Source organism: Mycobacterium sp. GA-1199, from assembly GCF_001500045.1.
Taxonomy (GTDB): Bacteria; Actinomycetota; Actinomycetes; order Mycobacteriales; family Mycobacteriaceae; genus Mycobacterium.
Genome location: NZ_LQIX01000006.1, coordinates 38,686 through 54,123 on the forward strand (window position 1 = coordinate 38,686; position 15,438 = coordinate 54,123).

Here is a 15,438-nt window from a genome sequence, read left to right on the forward strand (position 1 = left end):
GCCCCTCGCGGGTCAGGACAGCCGCTCGAGCACCATCGCCATGCCCTGGCCGCCGCCGACACACATCGTCTCGAGGCCGAACGTCTTGTCGTGGGTCGTCAGGTTGTTCAGCAGCGTGGCGGTGATCCGCGCGCCGGTCATGCCGAACGGATGGCCCAGGGCGATCGCGCCGCCCGACACGTTGAGCTTGTCCTCGTCCATGCCCAGTTCGCGCGCCGAACCGAGCACCTGGACGGCGAAGGCCTCGTTGATCTCGTAGAGGTCGATGTCGCCGATCGACATCCCGGCGTTGGCGAGCGCCTTGCGCGTCGCCTCGATGGGACCGAGACCCATGATCTCCGGGGACAGCCCGCTCACCCCCGTCGAGACGATGCGCGCCAGCGGCGTCAGACCCAACTCGCGAGCTTTGGTGTCCGACATGACGATCAGCGCCGCGGCGCCGTCGTTGAGCGGGCACGCGTTGCCGGCCGTCACGGTGCCGTTCGGCCGGAACACCGGCTTGAGTTGGCTGATCTTCTCGTAGGTGGTCCCGGCCCGAGGCCCATCATCGGTGGACACGGTGGATCCATCCGGCAGCGTGACCGGGACGATCTCGCGCTCGAAGAAGCCGTTCTTGATGGCCTCCTCGGCGCGGTTCTGCGACCGGACACCCCAGTGGTCCTGGTCCTCGCGGCTGATACCGGTGTGCAGCGCGACGTTCTCCGCGGTCTGGCCCATCGCGATGTAGACGTCCGGCAGCAAGCCGTCGTCACGTGGGTCATGCCACTCCTCGGCGCCCGCGGCCGCCTGATCCGAGCGGCTCATCGCGTCGGCGAACAACGGGTTCTTGCTGTCCGGCCACCCATCCGCCGTGCCCTTCGGAAACCGCGAAACCGTCTCCACGCCAGCCGAAATGAACGCATGCCCCTCGCCGGCCTTGATCGCATGGAACGCCATGCGCGTGGTCTGCAGCGACGACGAGCAGTAGCGGTTCACCGTTGTCCCCGGCAGGAAGTCGTAACCGAGCTGCACGGCCACCGCCCTGCCGATGTTGAAGCCGGCTTCGCCTGCGGGCTGGCCGCAGCCCATGATCAGGTCGTCGATCTCCCGCGGATCCAGTGCGGGCACCTTGTCCAGCACCGCGCGCACCATCTGCGCGGCCAGGTCGTCGGGCCGGATATCGACCAGTGAACCCTTGGCGGCGCGTCCGATCGGCGACCGCGCGGTCGCGACAATGACGGCTTCTCCCATGGTGACTCCTCGCATTGACGGCTATGAGGAGAACCTAGCTCGCGGACGCCACGACGGGTGCGGGACCCCTCCCATGGCCGATGCCGGGGATCCCCCTCAGCACAGGTGCGGGGACCCCGGTCGAGCGCCGCCACAACCTGCTCAACCCGCCGACACGGGCCAGCAGCGCGAAGCCCTCACCCGATCGTGAACGCCACGGCAGCTCCGGCGCTGCACCACCGAGCCAGTCGCTCAACGCATTACACAGCGCCGGCAGCAGTTGGTTGGCCGCCAGCGCATAGCCGGCGCCGGACGGATGGAACATGTCCGGAGAGAACAGCACGTCGGGGGTGGACCGGAAGTGGGGCGCCAGCAGGTCGGCCAGCGGTACGGGAACGCCGCCTTCAGCTCGCACGGCGGCCGCCTGAGCGCGGGCCAGACGCAGTCCGCGGCTGCGTGTCACCGCGCGCAGGGGTTGCGGTATCGCGGTGATGACGCCGAAATCCGGACAGGTGCCGACCACCACGACGGCGCCCGCGGCCCGCAATCGGCGCACCGCCTTTCCCAGTCGGCGGGCCGACGGGCGGATGGCGTTCGGCCGGGTGATGTCGTTGGCGCCGATCATGATCACCGCGGCGTCGGGTGGAGGACCCGCGACGAACATCGCGTCGATCTGGCCCGACAGCCCCTTCGACGTCGCCCCGACGATCGCCTTGGTGCTCAGCCGGATCCGCTTTCCGGAGACCTCGGCCAAACCGCGCGCGAGCAGAACTCCGGGCACCTCCTCGGCGGTGGCGGCGCCATAGCCGGTCGCGGTGGAGTCACCGAAGACCATCAGGTTCAAGTCGAACGGCACGTCGCGGCGCCAGCGCTCGACGGGGCCGCGACCGGGTGCGTAGACGCCGTCGGCTCGGGGCGGGATGTCCCACGCCTGCGGAATGACGCGGCGGGCCTGGTCGGCCTGCCCGATCAGCAGGTTGCGCGCCCCGATATACGCCGAACCCAGCGAGCCGAGCGTGGCCGCGGCCGCAAACGCGATTGTGGTCGTCCGTCGCGGTGTGCCCACGCAGGCAAGTTTAAGTGGGTTTTCCGGGGCTATCCGCGTGGCGAGAAGCGATAAGGGGTCACATTGCGGTATCAACTCCGGTATCGAATATGACTCGCTGATTGTTGAATTGAACGTAAGCTGTCAAGCTAAGACGCGAGTCACGTCCAGAAAATTAGGCGTGCTCAGCACCGCGGCGGCTTGAACGTCGGAGGGGGTGGTTGTGATGACCGCACCGAGCAAGGTCGGCCATGCTCGCCGACCAGGAGTATCGCCTGTTCACGTTCGTAAACCGCGCAAGTTCCCGGTCAGTGACGGAGCGCCGGTAGAAATCGTCGAAGACGGCCCGAGCCTTGGGGGCCGGCTCGCGTCCCTTGCGGCCCTGCTAACTGTTCGACCCACGCTGGCTATTGGAAGCTATGCGCCGCGGCTGCCGTGGCCCTGGGGTCTGGTCGACTTCGTCTCGCGCGTCGCGCGGCCCGCGCCCGGCACCGTGCGGGCCACGATCTCTTTGCCGAAATGCACCGCGCAACTTGTCCGGGCGCCCGGCGTGTTGCCCGCAGACGGTAAACGCGGCGTCATCCTCTATATGCACGGCGGCGCATTCTTGACCTGCGGCGTCAATTCGCACGGCCGCCTGGTGCAGGCGCTGTCCGGCTACGCCGATTGCCCGGTGCTGGTGGTCAACTACCGGATGATCCCGAAGCATTCGGTCGGCATGGCGATCGACGACTGCTACGACGCCTACCAGTGGCTGCGGCTGCACGGGTACGAGCCTGACCAGATCGTCCTGGCTGGCGACTCCGCCGGCGGCTACCTGGCGCTCGCACTGGCCGAACGCCTGCAGCGCGAAGGCCTCGAGGGTGAGGTCCCTGCCGCGATGGTGACGATGTCGCCACTCTTCGAGATCGACAACGAGGCGCGCGCCAATCACCCGAACATCCGCACTGACGCAATGTTCCCGCCACGGGCGTTCCACGCGCTCGTCGACCTGATCGAGGATGCGGCGCGCCGTGGGCGAAAGGACGGGAAGTCTGAAGAGGTTTACGAGCCGCTCGACCACATCGAACCCGGGCTGCCCCGGACGCTGATCCACGTTTCGGGCTCCGAGGTGCTGGTAAGCGATGCGCGGAAGGCCGCGCGGCGGCTGGCGGCCGCGGGTGTGCCGGTCGAAGTCCGCGTCTGGCCAGGGCAGATGCACGTTTTCCAGATCGCGGCGCCGATCGTGCCCGAGGCGAAACGCTCGCTGCGCCAGATCGGCGACTACATTCGCGAGGCCACCTGGTAGCCCACCTGGTGAGGGCGGAAGCCGCCTGACACGATGGAGTCATGCGCATCGCTCGGCACATCAGTGAGCTCATCGGCAATACCCCCCTGGTACAGCTGAATTCCGTTGTTCCCCCGGGGGCGGGCATGGTCGCGGCCAAGATCGAGTACCTCAACCCGGGCGGTAGCTCCAAGGACCGCATCGCGATCAAGATGATCGATGCCGCGGAAGCCAGCGGTGAACTCAAGCCCGGCGGCACGATCGTCGAACCCACGTCGGGCAACACCGGGGTGGGGCTGGCCCTGATCGCCCAGCAGCGGGGCTACAAATGCATCTTCGTCTGCCCGGACAAGGTCGGCGAGGACAAGCGCAACGTGCTGCGGGCGTACGGCGCCGACGTGGTGGTGTGCCCGACCGCGGTGCCACCCGACCACCCCGACAGCTACTACAGCGTCTCCGACCGCCTGGTCGCCGAGATCGACGGTGCGTGGAAGCCCGACCAGTACTCCAACCCGATGGGGCCCGAGTCGCACTACGAGACCACCGGCCCGGAGATCTGGGCCGACACCGACGGCAAGGTCACGCATTTCGTGGCCGGTGTGGGAACCGGCGGCACCATCACCGGCGCCGGTCGTTACCTCAAGGAAGTGTCCGACGGCAAGGTGCGCGTCATCGGCGCCGATCCGGAGGGTTCGGTGTACTCGGGCGGCTCCGGACGGCCGTATCTGGTGGAGGGCGTCGGCGAGGACTTCTGGCCCAAGGCCTACGACCCCGCGGTGCCCGACGAGATCATCGCGGTCTCGGACGCCGATTCATTCGAGATGACACGCAGACTGGCGCGCGAAGAGGCGCTGCTCGTCGGCGGGTCGTGCGGTATGGCAGTGGTCGCCGCCAACAAGGTGGCCGAGCAGGCCGGCCCGGACGCACTGGTCGTGGTGCTGTTGCCCGACGGCGGAAGAGGTTATCTCGCAAAGGTTTTCAACGACGACTGGATGTCGTCTTACGGCTTCCTGCGTAGCAGGATGGACGGGTCGGTGGAGGAGTCGACGGTCGGCGAAGTGCTGCGCGGCAAGTCGGGGGCGCTGCCCGACCTCGTGCACACGCACCCGTCGGAGACTGTTCGCGACGCCATCGGGATCCTGCGCGAATACGGCGTCTCGCAGATGCCCGTCGTCGGTGCCGAACCGCCGGTGATGGCCGGGGAGGTCGCGGGCAGCGTATCCGAACGCGAACTGCTTTCCGCGGTGTTCGAGGGACGGGCCAAGCTCGCCGACGCGGTGGCCGACCACATGAGCCCGCCGTTGCCGCTGATCGGAGCCGGCGAACTGGTCAGCGCGGCAGCTAAAGAACTTCGCGAATGCGACGCGGTGATGGTGGTCGAGGAGGGTAAACCCGTCGGCGTGCTGACCCGCCACGACCTGCTCGGTTTCCTGTCCGACGGATCCAAGCGTCGGGTTCGCTAGCGCCTCACCGTCATCGGGGGCGCTGAAGGCTGGCAAACAGCCCGACCGATTGTTCGTCGCTCGCGGCCAGACGCCGAATCGGGGACGTTTCTTTTCGGTGTACAAATCGCTGCGCAAAGGCGCTTTGCGGGTAATGTAAGCACGCTTGATCCAGCTAAGAAGCAGACTGGAGTCGACCGATGACCGATCAGCCGCCCCCAGGAGGTTATCCTCCGCAGCCAGGAGGTTATCCGCCACCGCCGCCGACGGACACCAGCTATCCACCTCCGGCGCTACCGGTTCAAGCGATGCCGAAAGAGGCGTACACGCCGTGGTTCACCCGTGTTCTGGCCTGGCTGGTCGACTCGATCCCGATCTTCATCTTGTGGGGTATCGGTTACGCGCTGCTGCTTGGCACCCAGGAAACAGCGTGCATCACCGATGTTTCCGAGTATGAACTCGGCGAGTTCTGCGCGACCGGCGCCTCCACGGTCGGACAGCTCGCGATCACTGTCACCTCGATACTCGTTCTGGCATACGTGATCTGGAACTATGGGTACCGCCAAGGAACTACCGGTTCCAGCATCGGCAAGTCGATGCTGAAATTCAAAGTTGTCAGCGAAAAGAACGGGCAGCCAATCGGTTTCGGCATGTCCATCGTCCGGCAATTGGCGCATATCGTCGACGCCGCCATCTGCTATGTCGGTTATCTGTTCCCACTGTGGGACGCCAAACGGCAGACCATTGCGGATAAGCTCATCTCCACCGTCTGCTCACCCTTGTAGTCAACCGGGAAAGGTCACATGACTGATCAACCGCCTCCTCCACCGGGAAACAACCCTCCGCCGTCGCCGGGTGGCTATCCGCCGGGCGCCGGATATCCGGGGCAGGGCGGTTACCCGCCTGCAGGTGGCTATCCGCCGCCGGGCGGGCCGGGATTCGCTGACGCTCAGAGGTATAGCGTCGGTGAAGCGTTTTCGTGGGCGTGGGGCAAGTTCACCGCCAACGCAGCCGCGCTGATCGTTCCGACGCTTGTCTATGGGATCATCGTAGTTGGGTTGCAGGTTTTGTTCGGCACGCTGTCGGCTGTGGTGGACCCGGGGTCGACGAGTTACTCGTCCGACGGTGACGGGTTCTCGTTCTCGTACAACCTCGACAGTCCCGCCAGCATCGGGATCACAATCCTCGGATGGATCGTGGCGCTGGTCGTCGGCGGCATAATCCAATCCGCCTACTACAACGGCATGTTGGCCGTCGCCAACGGTCAGCCGGTGACCATCGGGTCGTTCTTCAAGCCGCGCAACGTAGGCGCCGTCATCATCGCGGGCGTGATCGTCGGACTGTTGACCTCGATCGGCTTTGCGCTGTGCTTCATTCCCGGCTTCATCGTGGCGATCTTCACGATGTTCACCGTGATCGCCCTGCTGGACCGTAACCTCTCGCCGATCGACGCGATCAAGACCAGCTTCGACATCGCGAAGAACAACTTCGGTCAGGTGCTGCTGACGTTGCTGGCGGTATTCGCCATCACCCTCGTCGGGGCGTTGCTCTGCGGCGTCGGTCTGCTTGTCGCGCTTCCGCTGGTGGCGCTCATCGAGGTGTACGCCTATCGCAAGCTCAGCGGTGGTCAGGTCGCCGACCTGAACCCGCAACCCCTGCCGCCCGGTCCGCCGCCTCAGGTCACCCCGCAGCAGTGACGGATCATCGGAAGGCGCTGACGCCGGTCAGCGCCTCTCCGATGACCAACTGATGCACTTCCGAGGTGCCTTCGTACGTCAGCACCGACTCCAGGTTGTTGGCGTGCCGAATGACCGGATACTCCAGGGTGATCCCGTTGGCGCCCAACAGGGTTCGGCACTGACGGGCGATCTGGATGGCCTCGCGGACATTGTTCAGCTTTCCGAGGCTGACCTGCTCGGGCTTGATCTTGCCCTCGTCCTTGAGCTTGCCGAGGTGAAGAGCGAGAAGTTGAGCCTTGGCGAGTTCGACGGCCATATCGGCGATCTTGGCTTGCGTCAGCTGGTAGCCCGCCAGCGGTTTGTCGAACACCTCTCGTGTGCCGATGTAGTCCAGGGCGGTCTGCAGACAGTCTCTGGCGGCGCCGACGCTGCCGAACACGATGCCGAACCGGGCCTCCGACAGGCAGCTGAGGGGCCCGGACAATCCCCGCGCCTCGGGCAGTTTCGCGGCGGCGGGCAACCGGACGTCGTCGAGGTGCAACTCGGAGGTGACCGAGGCCCGCAACGACAACTTGTGCGTCATGTCGGTCGCCGAGAATCCCGGCGTGCCGGCCGGCACGAGGAAGCCGGCCACCCCCTCGTCGGTCCGCGCCCACACGACCGCCATATCGGCGACTGACCCGTTGGTGATCCACATCTTCGACCCGCGCAGGACCCAGTCCGAGCCGTCCCGCTTCGCCGTCGTGCGCATCCCGCCGGGATTGGACCCGAAGTCGGGTTCGGTCAGCCCGAAACACCCGATGGCCTCACCGGTCGCCATCGCGGGCAGCCACTGGTTGCGCTGCTCCTCGCTGCCCCAGCGGTGAATCGCGAACATCGCCAGCGACCCCTGCACCGAGACCAGGCTGCGCAGGCCGCTGTCCACGGCCTCGAGCTCTTGACACACCAGGCCGTAGGCGGTGGCGGTCGATCCGCCGCAGCCGTAACCCTTCAGGTGCATGCCCAGAAGCCCGAGCTTGCCGAAGTCCGCGGCCAGTTCGCGCACCGGCACCTGACCGGTCTCGAACCACTCGGCGATGAACGGGCGCAGCCGTTGTTCGCCGAACCGGCGCACGGTCTGGCGTAACTCGATGTCCTCGGGCGAGAGCAGGGAATCCAGCTCGAGCATGTCATCGACGGCGGTCGCAGAACTCATGGGACATGTCTACCCGGTCGGCGTGCACTGCAGTCGTGGCTAGGCTGAACGGTGATGTCGAAGAACGAAACGCAGGGCACGTCCACGCAGGGTTTGTCCACGCAGGGCTTGTCAACCAAGGCCATCCACGCCGTCCGACCCGACCTGACCACCGGAGCCGTCAACGCACCGATCTATGCCAGTTCGACGTTCGCGCAGGACGGTGTCGGCGGACTGCGCGGCGGATACGAATACGCCAGAACGGGCAACCCCACCCGCGCGGCGCTGGAGGCCTCCCTCGCCGCTGTGGAGGCGGCCGCCTATGGCCGGGCGTTCTCCTCGGGCATGGCGGCGACGGACTGCGCGTTGCGCGCGATTCTGCGGCCGGGTGACCACGTCGTGATGCCCGACGACGCATACGGCGGGACGTTCCGGCTGATCGACAAGGTGTTCACCAAGTGGGGCATCGACTACACCGCCGTTGCGCTCGCCGATCTGGACGCGGTGCGTGCGGCGATCACGCCCAACACCCGGATGATCCTGGTGGAAACTCCGACCAACCCGCTGCTGTCGATCGCCGACATCAGCGCGATCGCCCAGATTGCGGCGACGTCGAACGTGAAAGTGTTGGTGGACAACACCTTCGCCTCACCCGCGCTGCAGCAGCCGCTGCTGCTGGGGGCCGACATCGTGCTGCACTCCACCACCAAGTACATCGGCGGACACTCTGATGTGGTGGGCGGTGCGCTGCTGACCAACGACGAGGAACTCGACGCCGCTTTCGCGTTCCTGCAGAACGGTGCGGGCGGGGTGCCCGGCCCGTTCGACGCCTACCTGACCCTGCGCGGTCTGAAGACTCTGGTGATCCGCATGCAGCGGCACAGCGCCAATGCGGCCGTCATCGCCGAGTTTCTCGACGGTCACCCCGCGATCGAGACCGTGCTCTACCCGGGACTACCCGGGCATCCGGGCCACGAGGTCGCGGCCCGGCAGATGGCCGGCTTCGGGGGCATGGTGTCCGTGCGACTGCGCGGCGGAGCGGAAGCTGCACGTAAACTCTGTTCCCGCACAAAGCTTTTCATCCTCGCCGAGTCGTTGGGTGGCGTCGAATCACTGATCGAGCACCCCGGAGCGATGACTCATGCGTCGACCGCGGGTTCCCAACTGGAGGTCCCCGATGACCTGGTGCGGCTGTCGGTCGGTATCGAAGACGTTGCGGATCTGCTGGCCGACCTCGAGCAGGCGTTGAGCTAGCGGCTAGGACAGCACCGGGCGCAGTGCCGACGCCGTGACCGCGAGGTTCATCTCGGGCAACGCGGTCGGTGACTCCTCGACCCAACTGCCCAGCGCGATCTCGCCGGCTCGGGCGTGCACCCACCGCCAGCCCCGGTCGTTGAGGCTGAGCAGTGCGCCCAGACCGTCGATCGCGTGCAGCAGCGAGATGATCGCCGCCGTGGGCGGGCTCGGCGGCCTGCGATCGAACAGCGCCGACAACAGTGCCGACCGCGCCTGGCCGACGCGGTTGCGGTTGGTCAGCGGCCATGCGAATTCGTGTCCGAACCGTTTGTCCGGCAGGGGGATACGTCGGATCTGACCGGTTCGTTCCAGATGGCCGACGATGTGGGCCTCGGTGTGCTTGGCCAGCCGCTTGACCGCCGTCTTGGGCCGCAACGGGCGACGCTGCAACAGCCGGAACGCCGGTTCTGTGACCGGGTCGGTAGCGCCCGGGGTCGACAACGCGATCAGGTGGCCCGCTTCGACCGCCTCACCGTCGACCGACGGCCGGATCCGGCAGGCCAGGGCCAGGTCGAGCAGCACCGCGGCGGCCAGCACCCGCTCTCGGCGCTGACGGTCGAGAACCGGCTGAGCCGACGCGTTGTCGAGCAGCAACAGGAACAAGTCCTCGGCGATCTGCGCCATGAGCGGATGCTAAACCGCACCCCGCCCGGGACTCGAATTCAGCTACAGGTTGCCGTCAGGCGTGATACGGCTCGGCCTCGAGCAGTTTCACCTTGACCGTGCTGCCGCTGGGCACCGTGTACGTGCGCACGTCGCCGACCTTCGCGTCGAGAAGCGCCTCGCCCAGCGGCGACTTCGGCGAGTACACCTCGAGCTTGCCGTCGCTGATGCCCTCTTGGCGGGTGGCGATCAGGAAGGTCTCGGTGTCGCTCTCGTCGTCGCCGTACTGAACCTTGACCACCGAACCGGGCAGCGCGACGCCCGACTGCTTGGGCGCCTCGCCGACCTTGGCGTTGTTGAGCAGTTCCTGAAGCTGGCGAATCCGGGCCTCCTGCTGGCCCTGCTCCTCTCGGGCGGCGTGGTATCCGCCGTTCTCGCGGAGGTCGCCCTCTTCACGGCGGTCGTTGATCTCGGCGGCGATGACGGGCCGGTTGGCGATCAGCTGGTCGAGCTCCGCCTTCAACCGGTCAAATGCCTCCTGGGTGAGCCAGGTGACCTGCGTATCGGTCATATCGTCGCGCTCCTGTCTATTTGGGTCTTGTGGGCGTTCTCGCGCTCTTCTCGCGTAAGACGTCTGGTGGTACGGCGCCGGGGCTTGACGTGTATTGCCGCGGTCAGCGCGCTCAGTCACAGCACCAAATGCAGCAATACACGGCTCCAGCAGGAACCGTGTACCCGACCATGGTAGCACCGAAGGGGCGCCTGATTTTCACGAATTCGCAGTTCGGCGTCTGCCGCACCGACGATCAATATGATTTCAATGAGTCGTCAGATACGACGGCACGTCGGTTCCGCATCCGTAAATATCCCCGATCACGGGCTGGCGGGTCGCTTTGACCGGTGCGGTCAATTGCACGGTCTGTTGTGACGACGGTGGCACCAGCACCTCCCTGCGGCCGGTCTCGGCGCCGTCGATGGAGCGGGCCCGCACGATGCAGACGACCGGCTGGGACGGGTCTTCGCGGGTGACGCTGATCGTCACCGACACCGTCTCGTCGTCGATGAGTTCGTAGGCGCCGAGCTCGCCCGTCACGGGCTCGCTCTCGAACCGCCCGAACGCCACCACCGCGACGGTCACCCCCACTGCCAGAGCGAGCAACGTGAACGCGACGGCGAGCCAACGGCGGCGGACACCGGGCAGCCGCTGGCGGCCATAGCGTGCGGCGGGGCGTTCGATCATCTAGTTTTCTAGGCTCTCGGTCGGATGGATCTGCAGAACTGGAACTATAGGGACTATTGAGAGGTCTCCGCGGGTTGATATCGCCGGAGACGACAGCGCGATGATAAGGCAGAGCAGGTTGAGCGAACTGCGGTTGATGGCGGTGCACGCACACCCGGACGACGAGTCCAGCAAGGGTGCCGCCACGATGGCTCGGTACGTGGACGAGGGTGTCCGCGTGCTCGTGGTGACGCTTACCGGCGGCGAGCGCGGCGACATCCTCAACCCGGCCATGGACCTGCCCGAGGTGCACGGGCGGATGGCCGAGATCCGCCGCGACGAGATGGCCAAGGCCGCCGAGATCCTCGGCGTCGAGCACCGCTGGCTCGGCTTCGTCGACTCAGGGCTGCCCGAAGGCGACCCGCTTCCGCCGCTGCCCGAAGGTTGCCTCGGTGTGGTGCCGCTCGAGCAACCGGTCGAGGCCCTGGTGCGCGTCGTGCGCGAGTTTCGGCCACACGTGATGACCACCTACGACGAGAACGGCGGCTACCCGCATCCGGATCACATCAGATGCCATCAGGTGTCGATGGGTGCCTACGAGGCTGCCGGTGACCACCGCCTGTTCCCCGACGCCGGCGAGCCGTGGGACGTCCAGAAGCTGTACTACACGCACGGCTTCGTGCGGCAGCGGATGCAACTGCTGCAGGACGAGTTCGCCAAGCACGGCGAGCTCGGCCCGTTCGAAAAGTGGCTCAAGCACTGGGATCCCGAGCACGACATCTTCGCCAAGCGCGTGACCACTCGCGTCGAGTGCGCAAAGTATTTCGCCCTGCGCGACGACGCGTTGCGCGCGCACGCCACCCAGATCGACCCCAACGGGGACTTCTTCCGCGCCCCGATCGAATGGCAGCAACGGCTCTGGCCCACCGAGGAGTTCGAGTTGGCCCGCTCGCGCGTACCCGTATCGCTTCCTGAGGATGACCTTTTCGCCGGGATCGAGGGCCGATGAACCTCCTGCTCGCCGTCGACTTCCTAGCCCAAGATCCGCCCCGGGACACCGGACCGGACTTCGGCAAGGCCAGCCCGCTCGGACTGCTGATCGTGGTGCTGCTCCTGATCGGCACATTCCTGCTGGTCCGGTCGATGAACCGGCAGCTGCGAAAGGTGCCGGAGTCGTTCGACCCGCAGGATTCGGACTCAGAGGAGACCACCGAGTCGCCCGACGAGCCCCAGGCGCCGATCGAAAGCGACCCGCCGCCCGACGGGACGAAACGTGAGCCCGGGGGCTAACACGCTCTCGCGGGCCACCAGCCCGTACCTGCGTCAGCACGCGGACAACCCGGTGCATTGGCGCGAGTGGACGCCGGAGGCGTTGGCCGAGGCGGCCGATCGCGACGTGCCGATCTTGCTGTCGATCGGCTACGCGGCCTGCCACTGGTGCCATGTCATGGCTCATGAGTCGTTCGACGACGCCGAAGTTGCTGCCGTCGCGAACTCTGGCTTCGTCTGCATCAAGGTCGACCGCGAGGAACGACCCGATCTCGATGCGGTGTACATGACCGCCACCGTTGCGCTCACCGGGCAGGGCGGCTGGCCGATGACCTGCTTCCTCACCCCGGACGGCAGGCCGTTCTTCTGCGGGACGTACTACCCCAAGGCGACCTTCCTCCAACTGCTGGCTGCGGTCACCGACACCTGGCGCAACCGCCGCGGCGAGGTCGAGGAGGCGTCCGACAAGATCACCGAGGAACTTCGCTCGATGGCTTCCGGTCTGCCCGGTGGGGGACCGCCCTTGCAACCGGCGCTGTGCGATCACGCCGTCGCCGCAGTGCTGCAGGACGAGGACGTCACCCGCGGTGGATTCGCCGCCAATCCCGCTGGTGCGCCCAAGTTCCCGCCATCGGCGTTACTCGAAGGATTGCTGCGTAGCCACGAGCGCACCGGTGACATCATGCCAATGGAAACCGTCGAGCGGACCTGCACGGCGATGGCCCGCGGCGGTATCTATGACCAGTTGGCGGGGGGCTTCGCCCGCTACAGCGTCGACGCGGCCTGGGTGGTTCCCCACTTCGAGAAGATGTTGTATGACAACGCCCTGCTGCTGCGGGCGTACGCGCACTGGGCGCGGCGTACCGCGAACCCCTTGGCGCACAAGGTCGCCGCCGAAACGGCCGCGTTCATGATCGACGAGCTCGGCGCCGACGGCATGTTCACCTCGTCCTTGGACGCCGATGCGGACGGCGAGGAGGGGCTGACGTACGTGTTCACGCCCGCGCAGTTGCGCGAGTTCCTCGGTGAGGACGACGGTCGTTGGGCCGCAGACCTTTTCGCGGTGACCGAGGTGGGCACGTTCGAACAGGGTGCCTCGGTGTTGCAGCTTCCGCGCGACCCCGACGATCGGGAGCGGTTCGCCAGGGTGCGGGCGGCGCTGCTGGCGGCGCGGCTCACCCGACCGCAACCCGGCCGCGACGACAAGGTCGTCACCGCATGGAACGGAATGGCGATCACCGCGCTTGCCGAAGCCGCCGTCGCGCTCGACCGGCCCGAATTGCTCGATGCCGCAACGCGATGTGCCCGCGCCGTATGGGAGCTGCACATGGTTGACGGCAGGCTGCGGCGGGCAAGCCTCGACGGTTCGGTGGGCGGGAGCGCCGCGATACTCGAAGACCACGGCGCGCTGGCCACCGGTCTGTTGACCGTTCACCAGATGACGGGTGAGCCGGTCTGGCTGGAGGCTGCGCTGACGCTGCTCGACATCGCGCTCGAGCACTTCGCCGACCCGGACCGGCCCGGCCGGTGGTTCGACACCGCCGACGACGCAGAGACGTTGATGGTGCGGCCGGCCGATCCGCTCGACGGCGCCACGCCGTCAGGAGCGTCGCTGATCGCCGAGGCGCTGCTCACCGCGGCGCACCTCGCCCCAGCGGAAAGGGCTGATCGCTATGCCGCGGCCGCCGACGCCACGCTCGCGGCGGCCACACCGATCCTGACCCGGTTCCCGCGCTCCGGTGGGCACTGGCTCGCCGTCGCGGAGGCGGCCGTGCGCGGGCCCATCCAGGTCGCGGTGGCGTGCGACCCCGCCCGCTCAGAACTGCTGGCGGTCGCGCGGCGGCTGGCGCCGGGCGGGGCGGTCGTCGTGGGCGGGGCGGTGAATTCGTCGGAGCTGCTGATCGACCGAGACCGGGTCGGCGGGGCCGACGCCGCCCACGTGTGCCGCGGAAGAACGTGCGATCTGCCGGTCATCACGGCACCGGAACTCGCTGCCGCCCTAGGCGCGTCCGTGTAGCGTTCGGCGCATGCCGACGCCGGAAGACAACGCCAAGACCGTCACCCGCTACCTCGAATTGGCCGCGCAGGGCAAGGCCGACGACATCGTCGAGCTCTACGCCGACGACGGCACCGTCGAGGATCCGGTCGGCGGCGAGGTGCACATCGGCCGCAAGGCGATCCGCGGTTTCTACGACGCGCTCCCCACGATGGGCGCCCAGGCCGAGGTCGTCACGCTGCGGGCGCTGGGCAACGAGGTGGCGTTCTTCTGGTCGCTGACCATCGACCTCGGCGACAACAAGATGCGCATCGAGATCATCAGCGTGATGACCTTCAACGAGGAGGGCAAGATCGCGTCGATGAAGGCCTACTGGACCCCGGAGAACGTCACCCAGCTCTAGCGAGCGACCGCCGAATGCCGCTTTTCGGCGGCGTGTACTGCGCAGACACGGTCGCTCGCGGAGTGGCGGGCTAGAAGACGGCGAACCACATCGCGATGTAGTGGCAGATCGCCGCCACCGCGGTGCACGCGTGGAAGAACTCGTGGTGGCCGAACACGGTCGGCCACGGATTGGGCCACTTGAGCGCGTAGAGCACGCCGCCGATGCTGTAGAGCGCGCCACCGACGATCAGCAGCACCAGCGCGGCCACTCCCGCACCGTGCGTGATCGGTCCGACGAACCACGCCGCCACCCAGCCGAGCAGGATGTAGAGCGGCACCCCGACCCACCGCGGCGCCGACGGCCAGAAGCACTTGAGCAGCACGCCGGCGATCGCACCGCCCCACACGATCCAGAACAACACCATGCCGTCGGTCTGCGGCAACGCGAGCAGGGCGAACGGTGTATAGCTGCCGGCGATGAACACGAAGATCATCGAGTGGTCGAGTCGCTTCATCCACTTGCGTGCGGTGGGCGACTTCCAGTTGACCCGGTGATACGCGCCGCTGACCGCGAACATCGCCACGATGGTGAGCGTGTAGATCAGTGTCGCGACGCCCGCGCGGGTGGACTCCACCGACCACGACACCGACACCAGCGTGGCACCGCAGATGGCCGCGATGCCCGCGGCGTAGACGTGGATCCACCCCCGCGCGCGCGGCTTGCCGATGAAATTGGCGAGACCGTCGACAACGGCTTCCGGGAAATCCTCTGCGGCGTTGTGCGGGCCGCGGGACTCATCGGAATCGGTGGTGTCGATGGATCGGGTCATGTCACCTCCACTAATGCCATGGGGG

General features: G+C 66.9%; 16 protein-coding genes. 9 read left to right on the top strand and 7 right to left on the bottom strand.

Translation table 11 applies throughout. The features are described 5' to 3' along the window. Positions 1-12 precede the first annotated feature (12 nt). Together AU198_RS05960 and AU198_RS05965 are read right to left on the bottom strand one after the other, a co-directional pair. Positions 13-1,230 carry an acetyl-CoA C-acetyltransferase gene (locus AU198_RS05960; RefSeq protein ID WP_064346590.1) on the bottom strand — a complete coding sequence of 406 codons (1,218 nt, stop codon included), beginning with the start codon at positions 1,228-1,230 and terminating at the stop codon, positions 13-15. A 34-nt stretch (positions 1,231-1,264) separates the two neighbouring features. After that, complete coding sequence (locus tag AU198_RS05965) at positions 1,265-2,275, bottom strand: SGNH/GDSL hydrolase family protein (protein WP_064346591.1); 1,011 nt, start codon at positions 2,273-2,275, stop codon at positions 1,265-1,267. A 205-nt stretch (positions 2,276-2,480) separates the two neighbouring features. Between AU198_RS05965 and AU198_RS05970 the strand changes: the two genes are divergently transcribed. The 4 genes from AU198_RS05970 to AU198_RS05985 all read left to right on the top strand — a co-directional run bounded on the left by AU198_RS05970 (position 2,481) and on the right by AU198_RS05985 (position 6,660). Then, entirely contained in the window at positions 2,481-3,542 is a 1,062-nt protein-coding gene (locus AU198_RS05970; protein WP_064346592.1) for an alpha/beta hydrolase, read from the top strand. 41 nt (positions 3,543-3,583) lie between these two features. Next, entirely contained in the window at positions 3,584-4,984 is a 1,401-nt protein-coding gene (locus AU198_RS05975; protein ID WP_064346593.1) for a cystathionine beta-synthase, read from the top strand. A gap of 179 nt (positions 4,985-5,163) precedes the next feature. Continuing rightward, positions 5,164-5,748, top strand: coding sequence for an RDD family protein (locus AU198_RS05980; protein WP_064346594.1), 585 nt, complete (start codon positions 5,164-5,166; stop codon positions 5,746-5,748). 18 nt (positions 5,749-5,766) lie between these two features. Next, entirely contained in the window at positions 5,767-6,660 is an 894-nt protein-coding gene (locus AU198_RS05985) for a YciC family protein (protein WP_064346595.1), read from the top strand. 4 nt (positions 6,661-6,664) lie between these two features. Here AU198_RS05985 and AU198_RS05990 read toward each other — a convergent pair whose 3' ends face one another. Beyond that, positions 6,665-7,837 (bottom strand): acyl-CoA dehydrogenase family protein, encoded by a 1,173-nt coding sequence (locus AU198_RS05990; protein ID WP_156431504.1) that lies wholly within the window; start codon positions 7,835-7,837, stop codon positions 6,665-6,667. A 54-nt stretch (positions 7,838-7,891) separates the two neighbouring features. Here AU198_RS05990 and AU198_RS05995 point away from each other — a divergent pair, with 54 nt between their 5' ends. Further along, the gene (locus AU198_RS05995; RefSeq protein ID WP_064346596.1) at positions 7,892-9,070 is read left to right on the top strand and encodes a cystathionine gamma-synthase; all 1,179 of its coding nucleotides are present in this window, start codon (positions 7,892-7,894) and stop codon (positions 9,068-9,070) included. Between the two features lie 3 nt (positions 9,071-9,073). Here the strand turns inward: AU198_RS05995 and AU198_RS06000 are convergent, their stop codons facing one another. The 3 genes from AU198_RS06000 to AU198_RS06010 all read right to left on the bottom strand — a co-directional run bounded on the left by AU198_RS06000 (position 9,074) and on the right by AU198_RS06010 (position 10,955). Next, the gene (locus tag AU198_RS06000) at positions 9,074-9,736 is read right to left on the bottom strand and encodes a GOLPH3/VPS74 family protein (RefSeq protein ID WP_064346597.1); all 663 of its coding nucleotides are present in this window, start codon (positions 9,734-9,736) and stop codon (positions 9,074-9,076) included. A gap of 55 nt (positions 9,737-9,791) precedes the next feature. Then, positions 9,792-10,286 carry a transcription elongation factor GreA gene (gene greA, locus AU198_RS06005; protein ID WP_064346598.1) on the bottom strand — a complete coding sequence of 165 codons (495 nt, stop codon included), beginning with the start codon at positions 10,284-10,286 and terminating at the stop codon, positions 9,792-9,794. 246 nt (positions 10,287-10,532) lie between these two features. Then, positions 10,533-10,955: a DUF4307 domain-containing protein gene (locus tag AU198_RS06010; RefSeq protein WP_064346599.1), complete on the bottom strand. Its 423-nt coding sequence runs from the start codon at positions 10,953-10,955 to the stop codon at positions 10,533-10,535. Positions 10,956-11,073: 118 nt separating this feature from the next. On the opposite strand from AU198_RS06010, the gene mca reads away from it, so the two are divergent. From mca to AU198_RS06030, 4 genes are read left to right on the top strand one after another with little or no spacing between them, the layout of a single operon-like run. After that, the gene (gene mca, locus AU198_RS06015) at positions 11,074-11,943 is read left to right on the top strand and encodes a mycothiol conjugate amidase Mca (protein ID WP_064346728.1); all 870 of its coding nucleotides are present in this window, start codon (positions 11,074-11,076) and stop codon (positions 11,941-11,943) included. Further along, on the top strand, positions 11,940-12,224 hold the full coding sequence (locus tag AU198_RS06020) for a hypothetical protein (protein ID WP_064346600.1): 285 nt from the start codon (positions 11,940-11,942) through the stop codon (positions 12,222-12,224). Before mca ends, AU198_RS06020 begins: the two co-directional genes overlap by 4 nt. After that, a complete protein-coding gene (locus AU198_RS06025; RefSeq protein WP_064346601.1) occupies positions 12,208-14,220 on the top strand; it encodes a thioredoxin domain-containing protein in 2,013 nt (670 codons plus the stop codon). Before AU198_RS06020 ends, AU198_RS06025 begins: the two co-directional genes overlap by 17 nt. 10 nt (positions 14,221-14,230) lie before the next feature. Further along, the gene (locus AU198_RS06030; RefSeq protein WP_064346602.1) at positions 14,231-14,602 is read left to right on the top strand and encodes a nuclear transport factor 2 family protein; all 372 of its coding nucleotides are present in this window, start codon (positions 14,231-14,233) and stop codon (positions 14,600-14,602) included. Positions 14,603-14,672: 70 nt separating this feature from the next. Here AU198_RS06030 and trhA read toward each other — a convergent pair whose 3' ends face one another. After that, on the bottom strand, positions 14,673-15,413 hold the full coding sequence (gene trhA, locus AU198_RS06035) for a PAQR family membrane homeostasis protein TrhA (protein ID WP_064346603.1): 741 nt from the start codon (positions 15,411-15,413) through the stop codon (positions 14,673-14,675). Positions 15,414-15,438: the final 25 nt, after the last annotated feature.